Origin of the sequence: Shewanella sp. MTB7 (assembly GCF_027571385.1) — a bacterium.
Classification (GTDB): Bacteria; Pseudomonadota; Gammaproteobacteria; order Enterobacterales; family Shewanellaceae; genus Shewanella.
Genome location: NZ_CP085636.1, coordinates 6,161,850 through 6,180,941, shown reverse-complemented (window position 1 = coordinate 6,180,941; position 19,092 = coordinate 6,161,850). Strand labels below are relative to the sequence as shown.

The 19,092-nt window shown below is 43.1% G+C and carries 22 protein-coding genes, 1 pseudogene and 1 riboswitch; of the genes and pseudogenes, 20 read left to right on the top strand and 3 right to left on the bottom strand.

What is annotated here, in order from left to right; genetic code table 11:
- Positions 1-366 precede the first annotated feature (366 nt).
- A complete protein-coding gene (locus tag HWQ47_RS28190; protein ID WP_442802069.1) occupies positions 367-573 on the top strand; it encodes a diguanylate cyclase domain-containing protein in 207 nt (68 codons plus the stop codon).
- A gap of 434 nt (positions 574-1,007) precedes the next feature.
- Positions 1,008-2,345 (top strand): coproporphyrinogen III oxidase family protein, encoded by a 1,338-nt coding sequence (locus tag HWQ47_RS27080; RefSeq protein ID WP_269969024.1) that lies wholly within the window; start codon positions 1,008-1,010, stop codon positions 2,343-2,345.
- Between the two features lie 63 nt (positions 2,346-2,408).
- On the opposite strand, the gene HWQ47_RS27075 is transcribed toward HWQ47_RS27080, so the two are convergent.
- Positions 2,409-2,615, bottom strand: a complete 207-nt coding sequence (locus tag HWQ47_RS27075; RefSeq protein WP_269969023.1) for a hypothetical protein — start codon at positions 2,613-2,615, stop codon at positions 2,409-2,411.
- A 417-nt stretch (positions 2,616-3,032) separates the two neighbouring features.
- Here HWQ47_RS27075 and HWQ47_RS27070 point away from each other — a divergent pair, with 417 nt between their 5' ends.
- From HWQ47_RS27070 to HWQ47_RS27040, 7 genes and pseudogenes are all read left to right on the top strand, one after another.
- On the top strand, positions 3,033-3,584 hold the full coding sequence (locus HWQ47_RS27070; protein ID WP_269969022.1) for a GNAT family N-acetyltransferase: 552 nt from the start codon (positions 3,033-3,035) through the stop codon (positions 3,582-3,584).
- Positions 3,585-3,707: 123 nt separating this feature from the next.
- On the top strand, positions 3,708-3,842 hold the full coding sequence (locus tag HWQ47_RS27065; RefSeq protein ID WP_269969021.1) for a hypothetical protein: 135 nt from the start codon (positions 3,708-3,710) through the stop codon (positions 3,840-3,842).
- The gene (locus tag HWQ47_RS27060) at positions 3,842-3,976 is read left to right on the top strand and encodes a hypothetical protein (protein WP_269969020.1); all 135 of its coding nucleotides are present in this window, start codon (positions 3,842-3,844) and stop codon (positions 3,974-3,976) included. Before HWQ47_RS27065 ends, HWQ47_RS27060 begins: the two co-directional genes overlap by 1 nt.
- Before the next feature lie 87 nt (positions 3,977-4,063).
- Positions 4,064-4,906, top strand: coding sequence for a PfkB family carbohydrate kinase (locus HWQ47_RS27055; RefSeq protein ID WP_269969019.1), 843 nt, complete (start codon positions 4,064-4,066; stop codon positions 4,904-4,906).
- 58 nt (positions 4,907-4,964) lie between these two features.
- A pseudogene (locus HWQ47_RS27050) lies at positions 4,965-6,424 on the top strand (sensor domain-containing diguanylate cyclase).
- A 112-nt stretch (positions 6,425-6,536) separates the two neighbouring features.
- Entirely contained in the window at positions 6,537-7,235 is a 699-nt protein-coding gene (locus HWQ47_RS27045; RefSeq protein ID WP_269969018.1) for an MOSC domain-containing protein, read from the top strand.
- A 121-nt stretch (positions 7,236-7,356) separates the two neighbouring features.
- Positions 7,357-7,683 (top strand): DUF4870 domain-containing protein, encoded by a 327-nt coding sequence (locus HWQ47_RS27040; protein ID WP_269971872.1) that lies wholly within the window; start codon positions 7,357-7,359, stop codon positions 7,681-7,683.
- Between the two features lie 300 nt (positions 7,684-7,983).
- Here the strand turns inward: HWQ47_RS27040 and HWQ47_RS27035 are convergent, their stop codons facing one another.
- Together HWQ47_RS27035 and HWQ47_RS27030 are read right to left on the bottom strand one after the other, a co-directional pair.
- Positions 7,984-9,900, bottom strand: coding sequence for a methyl-accepting chemotaxis protein (locus tag HWQ47_RS27035; RefSeq protein ID WP_269969017.1), 1,917 nt, complete (start codon positions 9,898-9,900; stop codon positions 7,984-7,986).
- A gap of 265 nt (positions 9,901-10,165) precedes the next feature.
- Entirely contained in the window at positions 10,166-11,815 is a 1,650-nt protein-coding gene (locus HWQ47_RS27030; RefSeq protein ID WP_269969016.1) for an electron transfer flavoprotein-ubiquinone oxidoreductase, read from the bottom strand.
- 223 nt (positions 11,816-12,038) lie between these two features.
- A riboswitch (molybdenum cofactor riboswitch) is annotated at positions 12,039-12,173 on the top strand.
- On the opposite strand from HWQ47_RS27030, the gene moaA reads away from it, so the two are divergent.
- From moaA to HWQ47_RS26975, 11 genes are all read left to right on the top strand, one after another.
- Positions 12,161-13,141, top strand: coding sequence for a GTP 3',8-cyclase MoaA (gene moaA / locus HWQ47_RS27025; RefSeq protein WP_269969015.1), 981 nt, complete (start codon positions 12,161-12,163; stop codon positions 13,139-13,141). Its footprint overlaps the riboswitch before it by 13 nt.
- A 153-nt stretch (positions 13,142-13,294) precedes the next feature.
- A complete protein-coding gene (gene moaC, locus HWQ47_RS27020) occupies positions 13,295-13,771 on the top strand; it encodes a cyclic pyranopterin monophosphate synthase MoaC (RefSeq protein WP_269969014.1) in 477 nt (158 codons plus the stop codon).
- Between the two features lie 4 nt (positions 13,772-13,775).
- Positions 13,776-14,027 (top strand): molybdopterin synthase sulfur carrier subunit, encoded by a 252-nt coding sequence (gene moaD / locus HWQ47_RS27015; protein WP_269969013.1) that lies wholly within the window; start codon positions 13,776-13,778, stop codon positions 14,025-14,027.
- A gap of 2 nt (positions 14,028-14,029) precedes the next feature.
- Positions 14,030-14,164 carry a hypothetical protein gene (locus HWQ47_RS27010; RefSeq protein ID WP_269969012.1) on the top strand — a complete coding sequence of 45 codons (135 nt, stop codon included), beginning with the start codon at positions 14,030-14,032 and terminating at the stop codon, positions 14,162-14,164.
- 2 nt (positions 14,165-14,166) lie between these two features.
- Positions 14,167-14,634 carry a molybdopterin synthase catalytic subunit MoaE gene (moaE, locus tag HWQ47_RS27005; protein WP_269969011.1) on the top strand — a complete coding sequence of 156 codons (468 nt, stop codon included), beginning with the start codon at positions 14,167-14,169 and terminating at the stop codon, positions 14,632-14,634.
- 42 nt (positions 14,635-14,676) lie between these two features.
- Entirely contained in the window at positions 14,677-15,453 is a 777-nt protein-coding gene (modA, locus tag HWQ47_RS27000) for a molybdate ABC transporter substrate-binding protein (protein WP_269971871.1), read from the top strand.
- A 3-nt stretch (positions 15,454-15,456) separates the two neighbouring features.
- On the top strand, positions 15,457-16,137 hold the full coding sequence (modB, locus tag HWQ47_RS26995; RefSeq protein ID WP_269969010.1) for a molybdate ABC transporter permease subunit: 681 nt from the start codon (positions 15,457-15,459) through the stop codon (positions 16,135-16,137).
- Complete coding sequence (locus HWQ47_RS26990) at positions 16,118-17,224, top strand: ABC transporter ATP-binding protein (protein WP_269969009.1); 1,107 nt, start codon at positions 16,118-16,120, stop codon at positions 17,222-17,224. Before modB ends, HWQ47_RS26990 begins: the two co-directional genes overlap by 20 nt.
- Positions 17,225-17,357: 133 nt before the next feature.
- Complete coding sequence (locus HWQ47_RS26985) at positions 17,358-17,708, top strand: NirD/YgiW/YdeI family stress tolerance protein (RefSeq protein WP_269969008.1); 351 nt, start codon at positions 17,358-17,360, stop codon at positions 17,706-17,708.
- 82 nt (positions 17,709-17,790) lie between these two features.
- A complete protein-coding gene (locus HWQ47_RS26980) occupies positions 17,791-18,327 on the top strand; it encodes a PepSY domain-containing protein (RefSeq protein ID WP_269969007.1) in 537 nt (178 codons plus the stop codon).
- A gap of 8 nt (positions 18,328-18,335) precedes the next feature.
- Positions 18,336-19,013 carry a response regulator transcription factor gene (locus HWQ47_RS26975; protein ID WP_269969006.1) on the top strand — a complete coding sequence of 226 codons (678 nt, stop codon included), beginning with the start codon at positions 18,336-18,338 and terminating at the stop codon, positions 19,011-19,013.
- Positions 19,014-19,092: the final 79 nt, after the last annotated feature.

The window sequence follows — 19,092 nt, the reverse complement described above, 5'->3', positions numbered from 1 at the left end:
AGGAACATGGAATTTTGAAACACTTCTGGTTGCAATAGATAGTATTGGATGCACGTATTTGAGCGATATATCGTAAATTTAGGATAATAAAATAATAACAAAAAACATTAATAATTCAATGTGAATTAATAGTATTTGATACGCATAACTAACAAATAGTATACAAATAAAGTTATAAAGGTAGGGAACTAGTTTTTATCATAGTTGATCGGTAATTGATCACCTGTGATCGGTATCACAAAACTGATCATCGTCAAGAATTATAATTGTAAATTTTTATCATATACTCGTATATAGAATACAGGGGTAATTTTAATATACAGACACGTAGATATCCATTCTAAATGGAGGAGTTATCGATGAGTAGTGTTGCATAACCTATTAACAGTTTTACGGGATAAATTTGAATGTTTCAATGCTTGTTTTATCGAGATTTATAAGTTAAAGAGTGTTAATGAACCGTTTGGCCATCATGTTGGTGATAATTACATTAAGTTAGTCGTGAGTGAGTTAATGGATGGGTATCGTGATGATGAGTGTATTCGTATTATAGTGAATAAAAGTAAAAATTAACTGAGAAAACTTTATTTAAAATAATCTTTAATATCATGACCTTAAGCCTAGAGTACTCATTTTCAATTAGTTATTAAGTCGCTTCTGCCGATACTGTTGATACAACAGAGTCACTTTTATATAGAGTTGATAAAAAAGAGTTTTGCCGTAAAATTTGCGATCTCGATTAGTAGTATTGTCCATATTATTATCTTTAGGCTTACCTATTTTGAATCAGGTGTTGGATAGGCCTGACAAGTAATCACATTTGCTAAACCATGACTTGCTTAACAAAATCCTCCAGTTTTCCCTGTTAGGTGGCGTTAACTTATAACCAGTTCACATTTTGATTAACTCTAAAGTGGTATTTTGTCTCCTATACTTCAGCCGCCAATACTCTCTATGACTATTTATTAACGGCTGCGAAACCCTATAACAGCTCATTAAGGATCTCTATGTCGTCAATTATTCAATCAACTAGCAGTGGCATCATTAAGCCTTATCAGGCTGATATCACTGTTCCAAACTGGATGCTTAGCTCTATGGAGCGAGTGATGCAGTTCTATGTTGATAAGAATTTACGACTAGATACTCAGTCGGCAGACATGATGCCAGCCCCTGTCGAGGGTAAAAAATACATGCTGTATGCCCATGTTCCTTTTTGTCATACACTTTGCTCTTTTTGTACCTTCCACCGCTTCCTATTTAAGGAAGATAAAGCTCGTGCCTACTTTATCTCGTTGAGAAAAGAGATGGATATGGTGAAGGCGCTGGGTTACGACTTCGAGTCTATGTATATTGGCGGTGGCACTACAACAGTGCTAGAAGATGAGCTAGCGCGTACGATTGAGCATGCAAAAAAACTGTTCCCAAATATTAAAGAAGTCTCCTGTGAGTCTGATCCACAACACCTTGATAGCCCTGAGTTTAAGCAACTGGAAGGCTTAGTTGATCGCATGTCTATTGGAGTGCAGAGCTTCAATGATGATATCTTAGCAATGACAGATCGCTTAGATAAGTTTGGTTCAGGTCAACAAACGTTTGATAAGATCATGGCAGCAAAGGAGCTGTTTCCTATCATAAACGTAGATCTAATCTTTGGTTTTCGGGGCCAAACTGACGAAATCATTCAGTATGACTTAGACATGGCTTCTAAGTTGGACCCTCGTCAGATCACTACCTATCCTTTGATGACCACTCACCAGACGCGTAAGAGTGTGAAAGGTAAGTTAGCTGCATCTCCAGGTGATATGGCTCGTCAGTATCGTCAAATTCTGAATAGTTTAAATGGGCAATATAATCAATTGTCAGCATGGGCTTTTGGTAAGACAGACAATGAGGGTTTCGATGAATATGTCATCGATTATGATGAGTATCTTGGCATTGGATCTGGGTCATTTAGTTTTTTGAATGACACCTTGTATGTCAATAACTTCTCACTGCGAAAGTACCATGAAAATATCGATGCTGGCCGCATGAGTGTTGAGCAGCAGAAGAATTACAGCAAGAAAGATGTGATGCAATATCGCTTCTTACTTGGCATGTTCTCTGGACGTTTATCACGGAAATACTTCCGCGAAACGTTCGGGGTGAACTTAGACACTGCGCTGTTTAAAGAGATGACCTCGATGAAAGTCATTGGCGCGATTAAAAATGACCCGACGGATCCGGATAACCTCATCGTTACAGATAACGGCAAGATGATGGGGCTCTTGATGATGAAAGAGTTCTATTCGGGAATGGATAATGTTCGAGCTCAGCTGCGTAAGCCGTTGAAGCCCTGCGATATGTAGTTTATTCAAATATTTATACAAAAAGGTTGAAGCATTAGCTTCAACCTTTTTTTTGCTCGACTTTTACCTAAGGGTAAGCCATCTCTTAGATGCTTTGGTCTCCTTAATGATTTTTTCCAGAAGAGACACTTCAGCGCGTATTTGCCTGATAAAGGGATCATCATAATTGAGTTTTTCAAACTCATTAAGACATGCTTGATATCGCTTTAACCTATATTCAGGCGTCCCGATATTACCCAATAATTCATCTATGCTAATTATTGATTCCATTCAATAATCCTTATTTTCCCTGCTGTGTGATCAATTTTATCAAGTATGAATAGCCCTAAATAAGGGATAGTTAGGTAAATTTTACCACTTCATTTTTGGTAATAGTATTATCTGTTTAAAAACATGCTGTTACATGTAATTATTCGGTATGTATATTTAAGGTTAACGTTTGTCTGACAAATGCTTGAGAGATCTCTTACATATTTATTGGCTTTAGAGTGAGTTAACTCAGCATGTTGGTCTGTAAACTAAGCTTGAGTTCTCTGTATCGGAATTTGCTTAAATTTTCATTTAAGGTAGTTTTGGATAAATAAATTAAGCATATTCATCAGAGGTTAGGCAGATGAACGTTCGAATTGACGAATTTCAAGCCGCCGAAAGGAAGTTATTACCTTGAGTGATTTAATGGAGTCGTGCATGGAGCTGTTATTTCAGACTGAACGTATTATCTGTCGTCAATTTGAACCGGGCGATCTACAAGCATTTGCTCATTACCGGGCTCTGCCCGATGTGGCAAAATATCAGAACTGGGTTGAATACAGTTATCAAGATGCATTAGTGCTGTTTGATGAGATGCAGAAGTTTGAATTTGGTACGTTAGGCAACTGGTTTCAACTGGCTATTCTAACGAAAGAATCCGAACAGCTTCTGGGGGATCTAGCCGTTCATTTTATCGATGATTCACAGATTGAAATTGGTTTTACGTTTGCACCGGATTTTCAGGGGCAAGGTTATGCGTCTGAGGCTGTGATAGGGTTATTAAATTATCTTTTTTCTAACCTGAAGCCACATAGGGTCGTTGCGACAACTGACTGTGACAACCTGCCTTCGTGGCTGTTGCTGGAAAGGGTGGGCTTTCGTCGGGAAGCGCATTTTATTCAGAACGTATTTTTTAAAGGTGCCTGGGGAAGTGAGTTTCAGTATGCGATGCTAGCCTCCGAATGGCGAACCGATAATACCGAGGTTTAAGTTGGGTGCAAAGCTGATTGAAACCTTGGTATCGGCAGAAGACTTTACTCGGTTGAGGCTGGTTTCTGGGTTAACACCTAGGCTGCTAGAGTCGGTCTACCACGCAGCTTGTTTGGTGTTTAAGTGCAGGTTCATCAACAAGCAGTTGGAATGGGGCGAGTTGTTGGTGATGGGACGCTGAATTTTGAAATTGTCGATATTGCAGTTTATCCTGCTTATCAGGGAAAAATCGATGGCAGACAGATCAGCCATCGATAATGGATTCTCTGAATAGAGAAGCTCCCAAAGGTGCTTATATTACTCTAATGGCTGATGTTCCTGAGTTATATGAAAAATTTGGTTTTAAGCTCAGTCGTCCCGCCAGTGAAGGGATGTTTATTGTTAAAGATTGAATCTTATTTTACCGTCTATTTATGAATATGTTTTTTATCAATATTCCTTTTCTATTCATAGTCTGACGCCTATTTTTTGGAGCTATTATGGCTAATATTCTTCTTGTGGCTAATCTCAACTGTGATCGCATTCTTAACCTTGATAAACCATTAGAGATGGGAGGACGATTTCATTATAAAGATGGCGGTCAGCGTCTGGGTGGCGGGGGCGCCAATACTGGAATAGGCCTGGTTTGGGCCAAGCACCGAGTGGCACTCGTCAGTCAAGTGGGTAGGGATAAAGTGGGCGATTGGCTACTGGCAGAAGCGAGTACTCAAGGCATAGATTGCCATCTAATCCAACGTCATAATGATAATACCTGTGAAATGTTACTGGTGATGACTCCAGATGGAGAGCGCACTATTATTCGTCCCGAAAGGCCAGTTTTTGAACTTGCCACCCCTCCAATATGGACTCAGTGGGATGCGGTTTATTTTAATTCATCGGCAGAGGGAAGTGTTAGTTGGGCGAAAACAGCACTGAAAAACTGTCTGGTACTAGCTCAATTGGCTAAAGATGAACGCCCCAGACCTTGTGATATCTTAATTGCGTCTAAAACAGATATGCAAGGTCGCAGTCAGCTCTCACCCTGGGAGTATGGACTAACGATTGCCGGAGAATCCCTTAAATATTTTATCGTCACCGATGGTGCCGATGGTGCCTATCTTTATACCCAAGATGATTGTCTGCAAGTGGAAGCGATTCCGTCTAAGGTGGTTGATACTACCGGAGCTGGAGATGCCTATGCTGCGGGTCTAATACATGGGCTCACTACTGAGTTAGGTATTGTTGAGTCGATGAAGGAAGCGGGTGTGTGGGCCAGTTTTGCCGTTGCGACTCAAAGCTCAATTCCCGGTGAGGGACTAAAGCAATACTTAACAGAGTGTTAACTGAGGGCAATCGCAATTTTTTCAGATTAAATTGAAGTGATAGAACGGGTGATGGTGAATGGGAAATACAGTTTGGAGTGATAAGAGGCGGTTTATCTGGATCCTGTCGGTTCTTTTGTTAACGGCATTCATTTTTACTAGTGGTATCAGTTATAAAGTGGCTCATGATTCTCTGAGTGAACAGATCTCAGAAAATACCTTACCCCTGACTAGCGACAACATCTACTCAGAAATTCAACAAGATTTGTTACAGCCAATCTTTATCTCTTCGCTTATGGCTCAGGACACGTTTGTCAGGGATTGGACCATTAATGATGAACGAGATCCAAAACAGCTGGTCCGCTACTTAAAAGAGATCCAGAGTCAGTACGATACAGTGACTAGCTTTTTTGTCTCCGAGAAAAGTAGAAACTATTACCACTCTTCAGGTGTTTTAAAGCGGGTGCTGGATACGGATCCCGATGATGCTTGGTATTTCCGCGTTCGCTTCCTGCCTACATCAGAGTCCTATGAAGTGAATATCGATCTTGATACGGCGAATAAGCTGCGTACGGTTGTGTATGTTAATTATAAAGTGTATGACTTTGAAGGAAATTTCATCGGGGTTACTGGGGTTGGACTTGCCGTTGAACGCGTCAAGAAACTGATAAAACTTTATCAGAAGAGATATAATCGTCGAGTCTATTTTGTCGATACTGAGGGGGTTGTGACATTACATGGCGGTCAATACTCCGGCAGTCAGACGTTACAAAACTCGCCGGGTTTGAAGAGACTTGCAACCCGCATTCTTACTAGCCCAAGCGCCTCTCTCTCTCCTATGTTAGAGACAATAAAACGGTTTACCTAAATTCTCGTATGGTGTCAGAGTTTAAATGGTACTTGATGGTTGAGCAGGAGGAAATGGAAGGAGAGCAGAAGATATTAAATACCTTTTGGGTCAATATTTTGCTTGGTTTATTGGTGATTATTGTCATCTTAGTGATTGCAAATCTGACATTGGGGCGATATCAGAGAAGGTTAGAGGTGATGGCGTCGACGGATAAACTCACTGGGGCCATGAACCGGCAGATGTTCGAGGTTCAGTTTGCTCAAGCTCTGTTAAGTGCTGATAACCAAACTGTTCCGGTAGCCATCATTTTATTAGACATTGATTATTTTAAGAGGGTGAATGATAGCTTTGGTCATAGCATCGGAGATTTAGTGATTAAGACCGTGGCTACTATGATCCAGCATCAATTAAGAGATGAAGATATCGTGTGTCGTTGGGGTGGTGAGGAGTTTTTACTGCTTCTGCCGAATAACGACCTTAGCCATGCTGCCGACACGGCTGAGCGGATTAGAGAGTCTATTGCCCGACGTAAGATCAGTGTCAATGAACATGAAATTGGCATAACGGTGAGTTCGGGTGTCGCTCAATATAAGTCTGACGAGCTGAGTACCGATTTGATCAACCGGGTTGATGTCGCGCTTTATCAAGCAAAAGACAAAGGTCGAGATCAGGTCGTGTTGTCCCATTAGTGATGCGCTATATCTAAATTCTCTTTCAGGTTAAAGTATCTAAATGCCAATGGCCTCAAGCTAAGATTTGTATTAGTTTATTATTTTTAGAAGTGACTTAAGGAGTGGGTTGATGTCGGGGCAATTACTGGTTAAACATTTATCGGGTTTATATCTGGGCGAAGAGCTCAGCCAAACTTCAGGCATTATTAGTGCTATTGCCAATAAGTACTCTTCTTCCACACTAACCGTAAATGTTGAAACCGTCTCTGGCGATGCTCAGGCAGATCCTAAGCATCATGGTGGATTAGACAGAGTGCTGCATCACTTTCCCCGTGAGCATTATGGCCAATATCGTCGCTGGGATATGATGAATGGTTTTAAGGATGCTCCCTCTATGGGCGAGAATATTAGCACTGTGGGATTGGATGAAACTCTGGTCAACATTGGCGACATCATAACTATCGGTGAGGTTGAGTTACAGGTGACCCAGCCAAGATCGCCATGCTTCAAGTTAAATCAACAATTTGGTCATAAAGAGTTTGCGTTAGCGATGCAAACCCGTGGTTTATGTGGATGGTTTTATCGAGTGATCAAACCAGGTGTAATTCAACAAAATGATAGTCTATATCTAATTGAGCGTCGCACTGATATGAGTGTTCGAGATGCTATGGCGATCTATTTTTCTCCAGAGTTTGACGCTAAAGCTTATGACCGTCTCGCAAGTTGTGAGGGTCTGGCTAACGCTTGGGTAAATAGCGTACAGAGAAGGTTAGATAATCAGAAAATTGAGGACTGGCAGATGCGCCTGTTTGGTCCCGAAGGAATATAATACCAACTCGACTAAATAGGTGATCAGTTTAGGGCCACTCAGGATTTTCAACTCAAGGAGAGAAAGCGTGACAGAAGCAGCTCAGGTAGAAGAAAAAGAGCTCAGCCAAGATGAGAGAAACATGGGCATTGCTGTGAGCGTTTCAAGCTTTGCTGGTTATTTTATCCCTTTCGGCAGCATATTGGGTCCACTGATAGTGTGGTTGACCAAGCGTGATGAGATGCCGTTTGTCGATGAGTGTGGGCGTAACTGCTTAAATTTTAAGTTAAGCTTAATGATCTACATGTTGATCAGTGCGATTTTGATGTTGGTAGGGATAGGTTTTATTCTGATTGGTTTACTGGCGATTGCTGATATCGTATTTACCATCATTGCATCGATAAAAGCAAGTGAAGGGATAAGTTATCGATACCCCATGTCGATCAAATTTTTAAAACCACCTAGCTAATCAAATCAGCGTGTTTTTTGGCAAACTAATTCAAGGCGAATGATGGAATGGTTATTCCCTTGTGAGCTCATTCAACGTAGGAGTCGGCAGCCAAAACACGCCTAAAAGGTGAGCTTTAGCGTATCCCGCTGAATGAACAGATACTTAATGTAATTGGTATTAAACCTAGTTCAACTATGTTCTTTACTCGTTGCAAAGAACATGGATGTTCTGAATGTCGTTAATGTAGGAGCAATTAATGACCTTGCCTCAGAAGCGCTAAATTCTCGCTGAGCGATCATATCTTTATACTGTTTGGTATTAAACCTTAAAGCCTGCCACTAAATTATCCAACCTATGGGCCAGATGGCTCAGTGATTGACTCGCTTGGGCTACCGCTTCTGCTGTGTCTGCGGTTCTCTGAGTGATATCGTTGATCTCGGTGACATTACGATTAATATCTTCCACAACCGTTGATTGCTCTTCGGTCGCCGCCGCCACTTGAATATTCATGTCTGTGATCTGACCTATCTGGTCGCTGATCCCTGACAGTGACCGACTCGCCTCATCAACGGCAATCACCCCTTCTTGGGAACGTGAGCGACTTTGAGTCATGGCATCGACTGCTCTGCCCGCTTCTGTTTGCAATTTATCTATCATTAACTGTACTTCATTTGTCGATGTTGCTGTACGAGAAGCTAGATTTCTAACTTCATCGGCAACAACAGCAAAGCCACGTCCAGCTTCACCGGCACGTGCAGCTTCGATAGCAGCATTGAGTGCTAAAAGATTTGTCTGCTCCGATATTGCGCGTATTACATCTAAAATACCGCCAATGGATTTAGTGTGAACAGCTAAAGATTCGATGACCTCACCAACAGATTCTACGTCGTCTGAGAGTTGGTTGATTGTATCTTTTGCACGCAGTACGACTACTTGTCCTGAGTTAGATTCAGAGTCGGCATCCCTTGCTGTATCAGCAGCTTGAGCTGCATTTCCTGCAATCTCATTAACCGTTGCTCCCATCTCATTTATCGCAGCAACCACCATCAGAGTCTGATCTTTTTGCAGTTGGCTATCAGAGAGAGTTTGTTTTGCCTGAATCGCGACATCTTTTGCCGAAAGGCTGAGTTGTTCGCTGGCTTCAGTCACTTCAATTATCGAGCTCTGAATCTTACTGATAAAACTGTTAAACCCTTTAGCAAGCTGAGTGAGCTCATCATTTCCCTCAACAGGGAGGCGTTGACGTAGATCGCCTTCACCTTCGCCGATGTCTTGTAACATAGAGGCGACAACTGAGATAGGACGACTCACAGAGCCAGCAACAACGATGGCCAATATAATGAAGGCAGCCGCAATCAACAGAGTCCAAAATAGGGTCTGATAAGCTGAGTCCTTCAGCAGTGCAAAAATCTCTGATTCAGGTACTTGAGCGACAAGAAACCAATTCATAGAGGGAATGTACGTGCTAGCCACTAACATAGGCTCGCCATCAATTTCGGTTTTGATCAAGTTGAACTCATTTGGATTTAACAGCTTGTTGATGCGACTATCATGGTAAGCATCATTGAGTGTACTGCGATCTATCTTGCTTGTGTCAGGGTGAAGTTTGACCAAGCCTTGGGCGTCCACAAGGTAGACGAAGCCAGTCTGTTCAATTTTAAATGAGGTTAATAATTCAACCATATCGCCAAGTGATTTAGCGAGACCAACCAGTCCACGACCATAGGGATTCTGATAGTTTATAAATAGTTTGACCTCACCATTGGCTTCGGTGAATACATTGAGCATGCGCTCTTTGCCACTACTTTTAAAATCGAAGAACCAATTATCTTGCGTAGGAGTTAATTGTCGCAAAAAACCATCTTGGGTGTAGTAAGCAGCGGTCTCTCTGTCGGCAAAAGAGGACTGAGTAAGCCCATACTGCTTCTTAATATCTTGCAGTTGCTGGGTAACTAGCGCTTCACTCTCTGCAGGACGACCATCCTCTAACCATTTTATCAACATAGGTGAGTTTGCAAGCTGTTCGGCTGCATTCATCATGGTATTAATATCTAGTTCTATCTTGTTGCGGATCTGCAGCAACATGTTGGGCATTTCAGAGGTTAGCATTCGTTGTTCAATGACTTGCTCTGCACTACGCTGGCTCAGTACACCGACTAAAATCGTCGACAGGAGTACGGCTAGGGTGACAGTGAGAATGATCTTTTGTTTGATGGTAAGCATATTTAATTTCATTATTGGCTACTTGCTAAATTTATGTCAGATGGCGAAAGTGATAGACAGAATTGATCAATCAAAACTTGGAGCTGTATTTCTGATTGTAATTAAGAGAAAGCTTTGTAGGATTTTGAGCGCTTGATATGAAATTTACGCTTTATTAGAGTTTAGAATTATGGTTATTTTTTGACTAAAGTGCAATGACTTATTCACATTTGTAATAAAAGTACGCTCTTATACTAAGGAGTATAGGAGCGTACTTTGCCTGTTTATGACCTATTTTTTACATATTGGGATAGTTAGGTCCGCCGCCGCCCTCTGGGGTGACCCAAGTGATATTCTGGCTTGGATCTTTGATATCACAGGTCTTGCAGTGAATACAGTTTTGGCTATTGATGACAAACTTGTTTTCACCTTCCTCTTCAATCACCTCATAAACACCAGCCGGACAGTATCGTTGAGCGGGTTCATTGAACTTAACTAAGTTGATGTCGATAGGGATCCGAGCATCTTTGAGTTTCAGATGACAGAGCTGATCTTCTTCGTGGAAGGTGTTAGATAAGTACACAGATGAGAGTTTATCGAAGCTTAACTTACCATCGGGCTTAGGATAATCAATCTTATTGTAAGCACCGGTTTCAGCCATCTGAGCATAGTCAGGCTTCTCATCCCTTAAGGTGATGGGGAACTTACCACCAAACCAATTTTGGTCGATAAAATTAAATGCACCACCGAGATAAGTGCCAAATTTGTGCATGGCAGGGCCGAAGTTACGCGACTTATAAAGCTCATCTTGCAACCAGCTTTTCTCGAATCTTTCAGCATAGCAATCGAGATCTTTTTCGCCTGTCACGCCAGCGAATAGTGCTTGTGCTACGGTCTCCGCTGCGATCATGCCACTCTTCATTGCCGTGTGCGTGCCTTTTATCTTGGCAAAGTTCAGGGTGCCAGCATTGCAACCTATGATGAGTCCACCTGGGAAGGTCATCTTAGGCAGAGAGTTTAATCCACCTTTAGTGATGGCTCGTGCGCCATAACTTAAACGCTCACCACCGACGAGGTATTTAGCGATTGCTGGGTGTGTTTTATAACGTTGAAACTCATCGAAGGGACTGAGATGAGGATTTTGATAATTGAGATCGACAATTAAGCCGACGGCAATCTGATTATCCTCAAGGTGGTAGAGGAAACCGCCACCGGATGCGCCATCGTTGAGTGGCCAGCCACCTGTGTGTACCACTTTACCTAGCTCATGCTGCTCACTGGGAACTTTCCAGATCTCTTTAAAACCTAAGCCATAATGTTGCGGGGTCTTACCATTATCGAGATGGTATTTTTCAATTAATTGCTTTCCAAGGTGACCACGACAACCTTCGCTGAAGATGGTGTACTTAGCATGCAGTTCCACGCCTGGCTCATAGCTACTTTTCTCTTTACCGTCAGCACCAACGCCCATGTCGCCTATAAGTATGCCTTTAACGCTTTGATCTTCATTGAAGAGCAAACCACTGGCGGGAAAACCTGGGAAAATTTCGACACCGAGCTCTTCGGCACGTTCAGCTAACCAACGGGTTAGATTGCCGACACTGATGATGTAGTTGCCTTCATTGTGCATGGTTTTGGGGAGTAGGGCGTTGGGCATTATTCGTGATGATGTAGGGGAACTTAGCATGTGAATTTCATCACTCACCACACTTGTATGGAGCGGAGCACCAGTGTCGCGCCAATTGGGAAATAACTCTCCGAGTACTTTCGGTTCAAACACTGCACCAGAAAGAATATGGGCACCTACTTCTGAACCTTTTTCTACTACACAGACGGTGATGTCTAGTCCACTGTCCTTTGATACTTGCATCAGTCGGCACGCTGTAGCTAAGCCTGCTGGGCCTGCTCCAACAATAACGACATCAAACTCCATTGATTCGCGTTCCATCACTTCTCCTCTAGATACATCTCCCCGCTAAACGGGTGTTTTAATCATGCTTCCACCTTACAACAAAATCAGGCAATGGCACAGAGTTTATACAGTGACTTGAGTCTACTCTATCCGTTTGGCAAGGGTGAGCTGTGTCGCAAAATGTTAATGAAAAATTGATCGGAAGCAAGAAATTAGGCTTTAAAGCTAGGGTTGGAGGATTAAATAGGCCTATAATTACTCACTGACGGTTCTCCGAGCTTTTTGTCCTACGTCAACAGATATGGACGCTAAGCCGTGGCAATAACGCCACCGGGGTGTGATAAGAAATTCTCTCACCTCCCCTTACTTGGAAAGGTGATCATGTCTCAACTACAAGACAATTTTGGTCGAAGATTTCACTATTTGCGTATGTCAGTGACTGATGTATGCAACTTCAAATGCACTTATTGCCTCCCAGATGGATACCGGCCAAATGGTCGTTCTAAGTTTATGGCGCTCAGTGAAATAGAGAATTTGGTTGCCGCCTTTGCTGAGGTCGGTACTCAAAAGATCCGTATCACAGGTGGCGAACCTACATTGCGCAAAGACTTTACCGATATTATTCGTGCTGTTGCCGATAACGATAAAATCACCACTATCGCGACAACAACAAACGGCTATCGTTTAGAGAAGCATGCGCGAGAGTGGTACGACGCAGGATTAAGGCGCATTAATGTCTCTGTCGACAGCTTAGATCCTAAGATGTTCTATCAAATCACAGGTGAAAATAAGTTCGGTGAGGTGATGCGAGGCATCGATGCTGCTCTTGATGCTGGATTCGAGCGAGTGAAGATCAATGCCGTTCTGCTTAAAGGTTTGAACGATAAAGATCTGCCACGTTTTCTCCACTGGATTAAAAATACTCCGATAGACCTACGTTTTATTGAACTGATGGAAACTGGGCTTGGTCGTGACTATTTTCAGGCACATCATTTAGCGGGAGCGGATATCAGATCTCAGCTTATTGCTGATGGTTGGAGCCTTGACCAATCTGCGGTGGATGATGGCCCCGCACAAAATTTTAGCCGTAGTGATCATAAGGGGCGTATCGGCTTGATTATGCCCTATGACAAGCATTTCTGTGCCAGCTGTAATCGATTACGTGTGTCTGCTAACGGTAAACTACACCTATGTTTGTTTACTGAAAATGGTGTCGATCTCAGAGATTTGCTGCAAGATGCATCCCAAAGACCTGAGTTAGTTCAGCGTCTTCATGGACAACTCGCCCAGAAGAAAGAAACGCATTTCCTCCATGACGGTATTACCGGCGTGACTCAACATTTAGCCTCTATCGGAGGCTAAATACGACGGTATCATAGGCATAGCTCAGTACTTAGTTGAGCTTGATTAAGTCGTTAATTTTCGGGGACCATTAAGTCGATGTATAGGTCTGTGATCCCTGCCATCTTATATTGTATCTATAAAAGTATTTGCTAAAAAATAAGGTTTAAATAAATGAGTAATAAATTTACCCATATCAATGCCGATGGTAATGCCCACATGGTTGATGTGACAGACAAAGCAATAACAGAAAGGGAAGCCCGTGCTGAAGCCTTTATTGAGATGGCTCCAGCAACGCTTGAGATGATCATGAGTGGCAGCCATCACAAAGGTGACGTTTTCGCTACTGCACGTATTGCAGGGATCCAAGCGGCGAAGAAAACCTCAGATCTTATTCCTCTTTGTCATCCGCTGATGTTGACTAAAGTTGAAGTTGAACTTGAAGCTCAACCTGAGCATAGTCGAGTTCGTATCACTAGCTTATGTAAGTTGTCGGGTAAAACTGGTGTTGAAATGGAAGCACTTATGGCGGCTTCTGTTGCGGCGTTAACCATTTATGACATGTGTAAAGCGGTACAGAAAGATATGGTGATCTCGCAGACTCGTCTGTTAGAGAAACGTGGCGGTAAGTCAGGTCATTTTAAGGTATAAAATCATGATTAATGTTTTGTTTTTTGCACAGGTGAGAGAGCTTTTAGGCGAAAGTTCTAGACAAGTTGAAGCAACTTCCGAGATCACTACTGCCGAGTCATTGCGTGCTGCACTTGCATCAACGGATGACAAGTGGGGCAAAATATTAGCATCAGATAAACTGCTTGTCGCCGTAAACCAAACCATTAGCGGTTGGGATACACAAGTTCAAGATGGCGATGAGGTAGCATTTTTCCCACCGGTTACCGGAGGCTAGTTATGCCATTACATTTGAGTAAGGCGAGTAGGGAGTTTCAGACTCAGGACTTTAATGTTATTGATAGGTGGGCATTTGTTGCCGATCGCAATCGTTATGGTCTAGATGTCTCTTTCCCTCCAGTAACAGGAGACTAATTATGTCGGCTATTTTGAATAAAGTGCTGGTTCAGACTCAGGACTTCAGTGTGCCTGAAGAGTATGCTCTGATCGCCGACGATAATAGTGACGGCGCAGTGGTGACTTTTGTCGGTAAAGTTAGAGACTTTAACGATGGCAGTGTGGTGACGGATCTGACCTTAGAGCATTACCCTGGAATGACCGAAGCGGTGCTAAAGCAGATAGCTATCGAGGCTCGTGAGCGTTGGCCGTTAAACAAGGTGACCATCATACACCGTGTTGGCACTATGGCCTTAGGTGAACAGATTGTGTTTATTGGCGTGACCAGCGCCCATCGAAAAGCCGCTTTTGCTGCCTGTGAATTTTTGATCGATTTCCTTAAAACTAAAGCACCTTTTTGGAAGTTAGAAGCTGGTGAAACAGGCAAAAGTTGGGTTGAAGCTAAAGATGCCGATGAACAAGCTGCTAAGATGTGGGATAAAAAATAATTAGTTTGCTAGGGGAATAGCTCAATGAAGTTAAGAGTGATCATGCTATCCATACTGCTGCCACTATTGGTATTGAGTAAAGGGGTGTTAGCGGGGCAGGATGTGCCAGTAATTGCTGCTGCATCAAATATTAAGTTTGCGCTGGATGAACTTGCTAAGCAATTTACTCAAGATACTGGGTCGAAGGTACGACTTTCCTATGGCTCTTCGGGAAACTTTGTGGCGCAGATTCAACATGGTGCTCCTTTTCAAATATTTATGTCGGCTGATGAAAAATACATTGAGCAGCTAGCCAAGTCAGGTGTGACGGTCGATGATGGCGTTCTCTATGCCGTGGGTCGGCTTGCCATTGTTGCACCTAATAACTCGTCGCTTAAGTTGGATCCTGAATTAACGGGATTAAAGGCATTAATCGACAGTGGTGAACTCAAGCGTTTTGCTATTGCCAATCCAGATCATGCGCCTTATGGAGAGCGAGCTCGCGGCCTACTAAAACAATTTGGCTTATGGGAGTCCATCACGCCAAAGCTCATTTATGGTGAGAATGTCGCTCAAGCGGCACAGTTTGCCGTCAGTGGCTCGACTCAGGGCGGTATCATCGCACTATCATTGGCCATCGCACCGCAATTTCAGAAGATGGGGCACTATCAGGCGCTACCCGAGTCGCTCCATGCTCCCATCTATCAGCGTATGGTGCTGACCAATAAAGCGGGACCCACTGCGAGAGCGTTTTACCAGTTTTTGCAAACCGATAGCGCACGTCAGGTATTCAGTGAATTTGGCTTTGGTCTACCCACTAAAGTAATAACAGGTGACTAACTAATGGATTGGGAAGCTCTGCTGTTATCGGTCAAACTCAGTAGTGTCACAGTGTTGATCTTAATTCCTTTTGCGATAATCGTGAGTCGCTTTCTTGCTTATCGCCAATTTAGAGGTAAGTCATGGGTTGAAGCCCTGATCATGGTTCCCTTGGTATTGCCTCCAACCGTTATCGGTTATTACCTGCTTGTGGGGCTAGGCAGTCAATCTTGGCTTGGACAGATGTTAGAGCGCTTATTCGGTCATCAATTGGTGTTCAGTTTCTCTGGTTTAGTGGTTGCTTCTATTGTGGTTAATATCCCCTTTGCTGTTCAACCTATTCAGCGTGCGTTTGAAGCTGTGCCTGAAGATGTTCGGGATGCGGCAGCCTGCTGTGGTATGAGTCGATTAAAGGTGCTGTTTAAGATTGAATTACCTATGGTATGGCCTGGTGTATTAACCGCTTTAGTGCTCTGTTTCTCACATGTTTTAGGCGAGTTTGGTGTGGTGTTGATGATGGGCGGTAATATTGCAGGAGAGACCAAGACTATCGCCATCTCTATCTATGATAGTGTGCAAGCTTTCGATTTTGCCAGTGCCGGACAGATGTCTCTAGTCTTATTGGTTTTTGCGGTCACAGTATTGGCCTTTACGACCAGTCTATCCAGACGTATGGGGGCTGCACATGTCTCAAGACGTCGGTGATCTCTATTGTCGAATTAAACAAGATAAACACATAAAGTTGGATGCCGAATTTGTGTGTAAAGCGGGCGAAGTGCTTGCGGTTGTCGGTCCCTCTGGTGGGGGGAAGTCGACGCTGCTGCGAATGATTGCAGGGCTTAATCATCCCGAGTCTGGCGTGATCCGTTATGGTGAGAAGGATTGGTTCAACGATACAGATAAGGTCCACCTTAGTCCCCAACAACGTCATTTAGGCTATGTGCCACAACACTTTGGTCTATTCCCAAATCTGACTGCATTAGGCAACGTGGTGGCGGCGTTAGATCATATTCCAAAAGCTGAACGGATACCCAGAGCGAAAGAGTGGTTGGAGCGGGTGAACCTTCACGGTCTGCCTGACAGACTACCTGCTAATTTATCTGGCGGGCAGAGGCAAAGGGTCGCCTTGGCACGAGCACTGGCTCGTGAACCATCGGTATTATTACTGGATGAACCTTTTTCTGCGGTAGACAGAGAAACACGAGAGCGTTTGTATTTAGAACTTGCTCGTCTTAAATCACAACTGTCTATTCCGGTGGTCATGGTGACTCATGATCTTAATGAAGCGCTATTACTTGCCGATAATATGATCTTGATTAGTCAAGGTAAGATGCTTCAGCAAGGTGTGCCACACGAGGTTTTGACGCGACCGCGCAGTGAAGCTGTTGCTAAACAGATGGGCTTGAGAAATATTTTCGATGCCCATGTTATTGCTCAAGAGGAGGAGCGACAGATCACTTGGCTCAAGTTTGGTGAACATCTCATTGCCAGCACTTACTTTGAGAGCTTGGAGGTGGGAGCAAAAGTGCGCTGGGTGATCCCGAACCAAGGTGTACGTTTTAACTCTATCAAGCAGGGACGTCTTTGTCGCAGCTTTAATAAACTCGAGGTCATCATAGATTCCATGTTAACCATGGGAGAAACCGTCAGGCTAATTGCGAGTGTTAAAGGGGTGAAGCATCAATTGCACGCTGAGGTACCACTGCATTACTCCAATAAAATTGGGCTGGCTGTTGGTATGGTCACAGAGGTCGCGCTGAAGTCTGAGTTAATTCATATTTTAGAGTCTTGATTGCAAGCTGACACGCATTGCCCCTAAAGCATTGTGCGCCTAGTTATTAATGATCAAAGGTTAATCTTTTTTCCATCTCCACAATATGGTCAATCCCGTAAAATCTGGGATTACTTATCAATGGAGAAACAAGATGTCTAAAGCATTAGTCGGTACAATTATTTTATCATGTGTATTAACCTTGCCAGCATTCGCAGCATATAATGGTCCAGGTGTTGAGACCTTAGTCAACAACGCCAAAGATGCCAGTCATGCTAAGAATAATACCCCTGTCGAGTTGACGGGTTATTTAGTAAAAAGCTTAGGTGATGAGAATTATCTATTCCGTGATAGTACTGGCGATGTTGAAGTAGAAATAGACAATGCACTCTGGCGTAACATTGAAGTGAATAGTGATACTAAAGTGACGCTCAAAGGCGAAGTCGATGATGAGTGGCAAGGTATTGAAATAGAAATTGATAGCATGATGTTAGTCGCTGAATAAAATCCTCAGTAGAGTAGCTTAGCAGTAAAGTTTTTTCGATTGATATAAGATGAAGGTTATTGTGATGATTAAGGGTGGAGCCATGACACGTTGGCTATTGGGTTTAGCGCTTTTTTCAAGTGTAGGTTTTTCAGCTTCGACTTTGGCTGAACAATCCGTTTTAGAGCTGTTGTCTGATCAACAGAACCTAACGCCTCAGGCCTTAATGCTCAAGATCGAAAAACAATATTCTGGTGTGATATGTGAATTCGAGATCGATGTCAAGAATGGCGAATTGATTTATGAGGTGTCGATAATCGATACTGAGAGAGAGACGATCACCGAATTTGAATTTAAAGCTAAAGATGGTCATTTGATTCACCAAAAAGTGGAAACTCTGGAAGCTGACGACAAAGATGGTCTTCAGGCTGTACTTTTGATGGAAGATATAAATCAAAGCTTCTACACATTAGTCCATAAGGCGATGAATGGTCGCCATGGTCATATTTTAGAGGCTCAAATCGATCATGATCTTGGGATCAGTTACTTAGAAATCGAGCTTATTGACGAAGATGGCAAGCATAGACTCGCTTTCGATATAAAAAACCAGCGTCCACTGCCATTGCTAACCTGGGATTAAGTTACCGTATGAAAATATTACTTGTAGAAGATGATGCAACGACCATCGAATATGTCGTTAAAGGTTTTACCGAGCAAGGTCACAATATTGAAACCGCCTCTGACGGTCATCAAGGCTTATTGCTTGCGACAAGCATGAAGTATGATCTGATTTTGCTGGATCGTATGCTGCCTCAACTCGATGGACTTAAGTTGCTAGCAGCATTGAGGGCCACGGGGAGTCAGACTCCGGTGTTGATTTTGTCGGCATTAAGTCATGTGGATGAGCGGGTCAAAGGTCTACGTGCCGGTGGCGATGACTACATGACTAAGCCGTTTGCCTTTTCAGAGCTGTTAGTTAGAGCCGAAAAGCTGATGCAGCGTGGTTTATCTCAACCAGCAGAAACCGGGTTAACAGTGGGTAATCTGATGATGGAGCTACTCACTCGTAAAGTCACCTTAGATGGTAATGAGTTGATGTTGCAGCCTAAAGAGTTTCAGCTGTTAAAATATTTGATGGAACACCCGAATCAAGTGATCAGCCGTACACTGCTATTTGAAGCAGTATGGGATTACCACTTTGATCCTCGCACTAACGTGATCGATGTACATATTGCAAAGCTTAGACGTAAGTTCGAAGAGCTTGGTTTCGGCGAGCTGATTGAAACCGTCAGGGGTGCTGGCTATCGTCTCCGTCAAGGGAATTAAGCCCTATCAGAGTAGTGCTTGGCGCATTACGATTATTTTTTCAGCTCTGGTTACGCTCATTATTGGTACTTTACTGCTT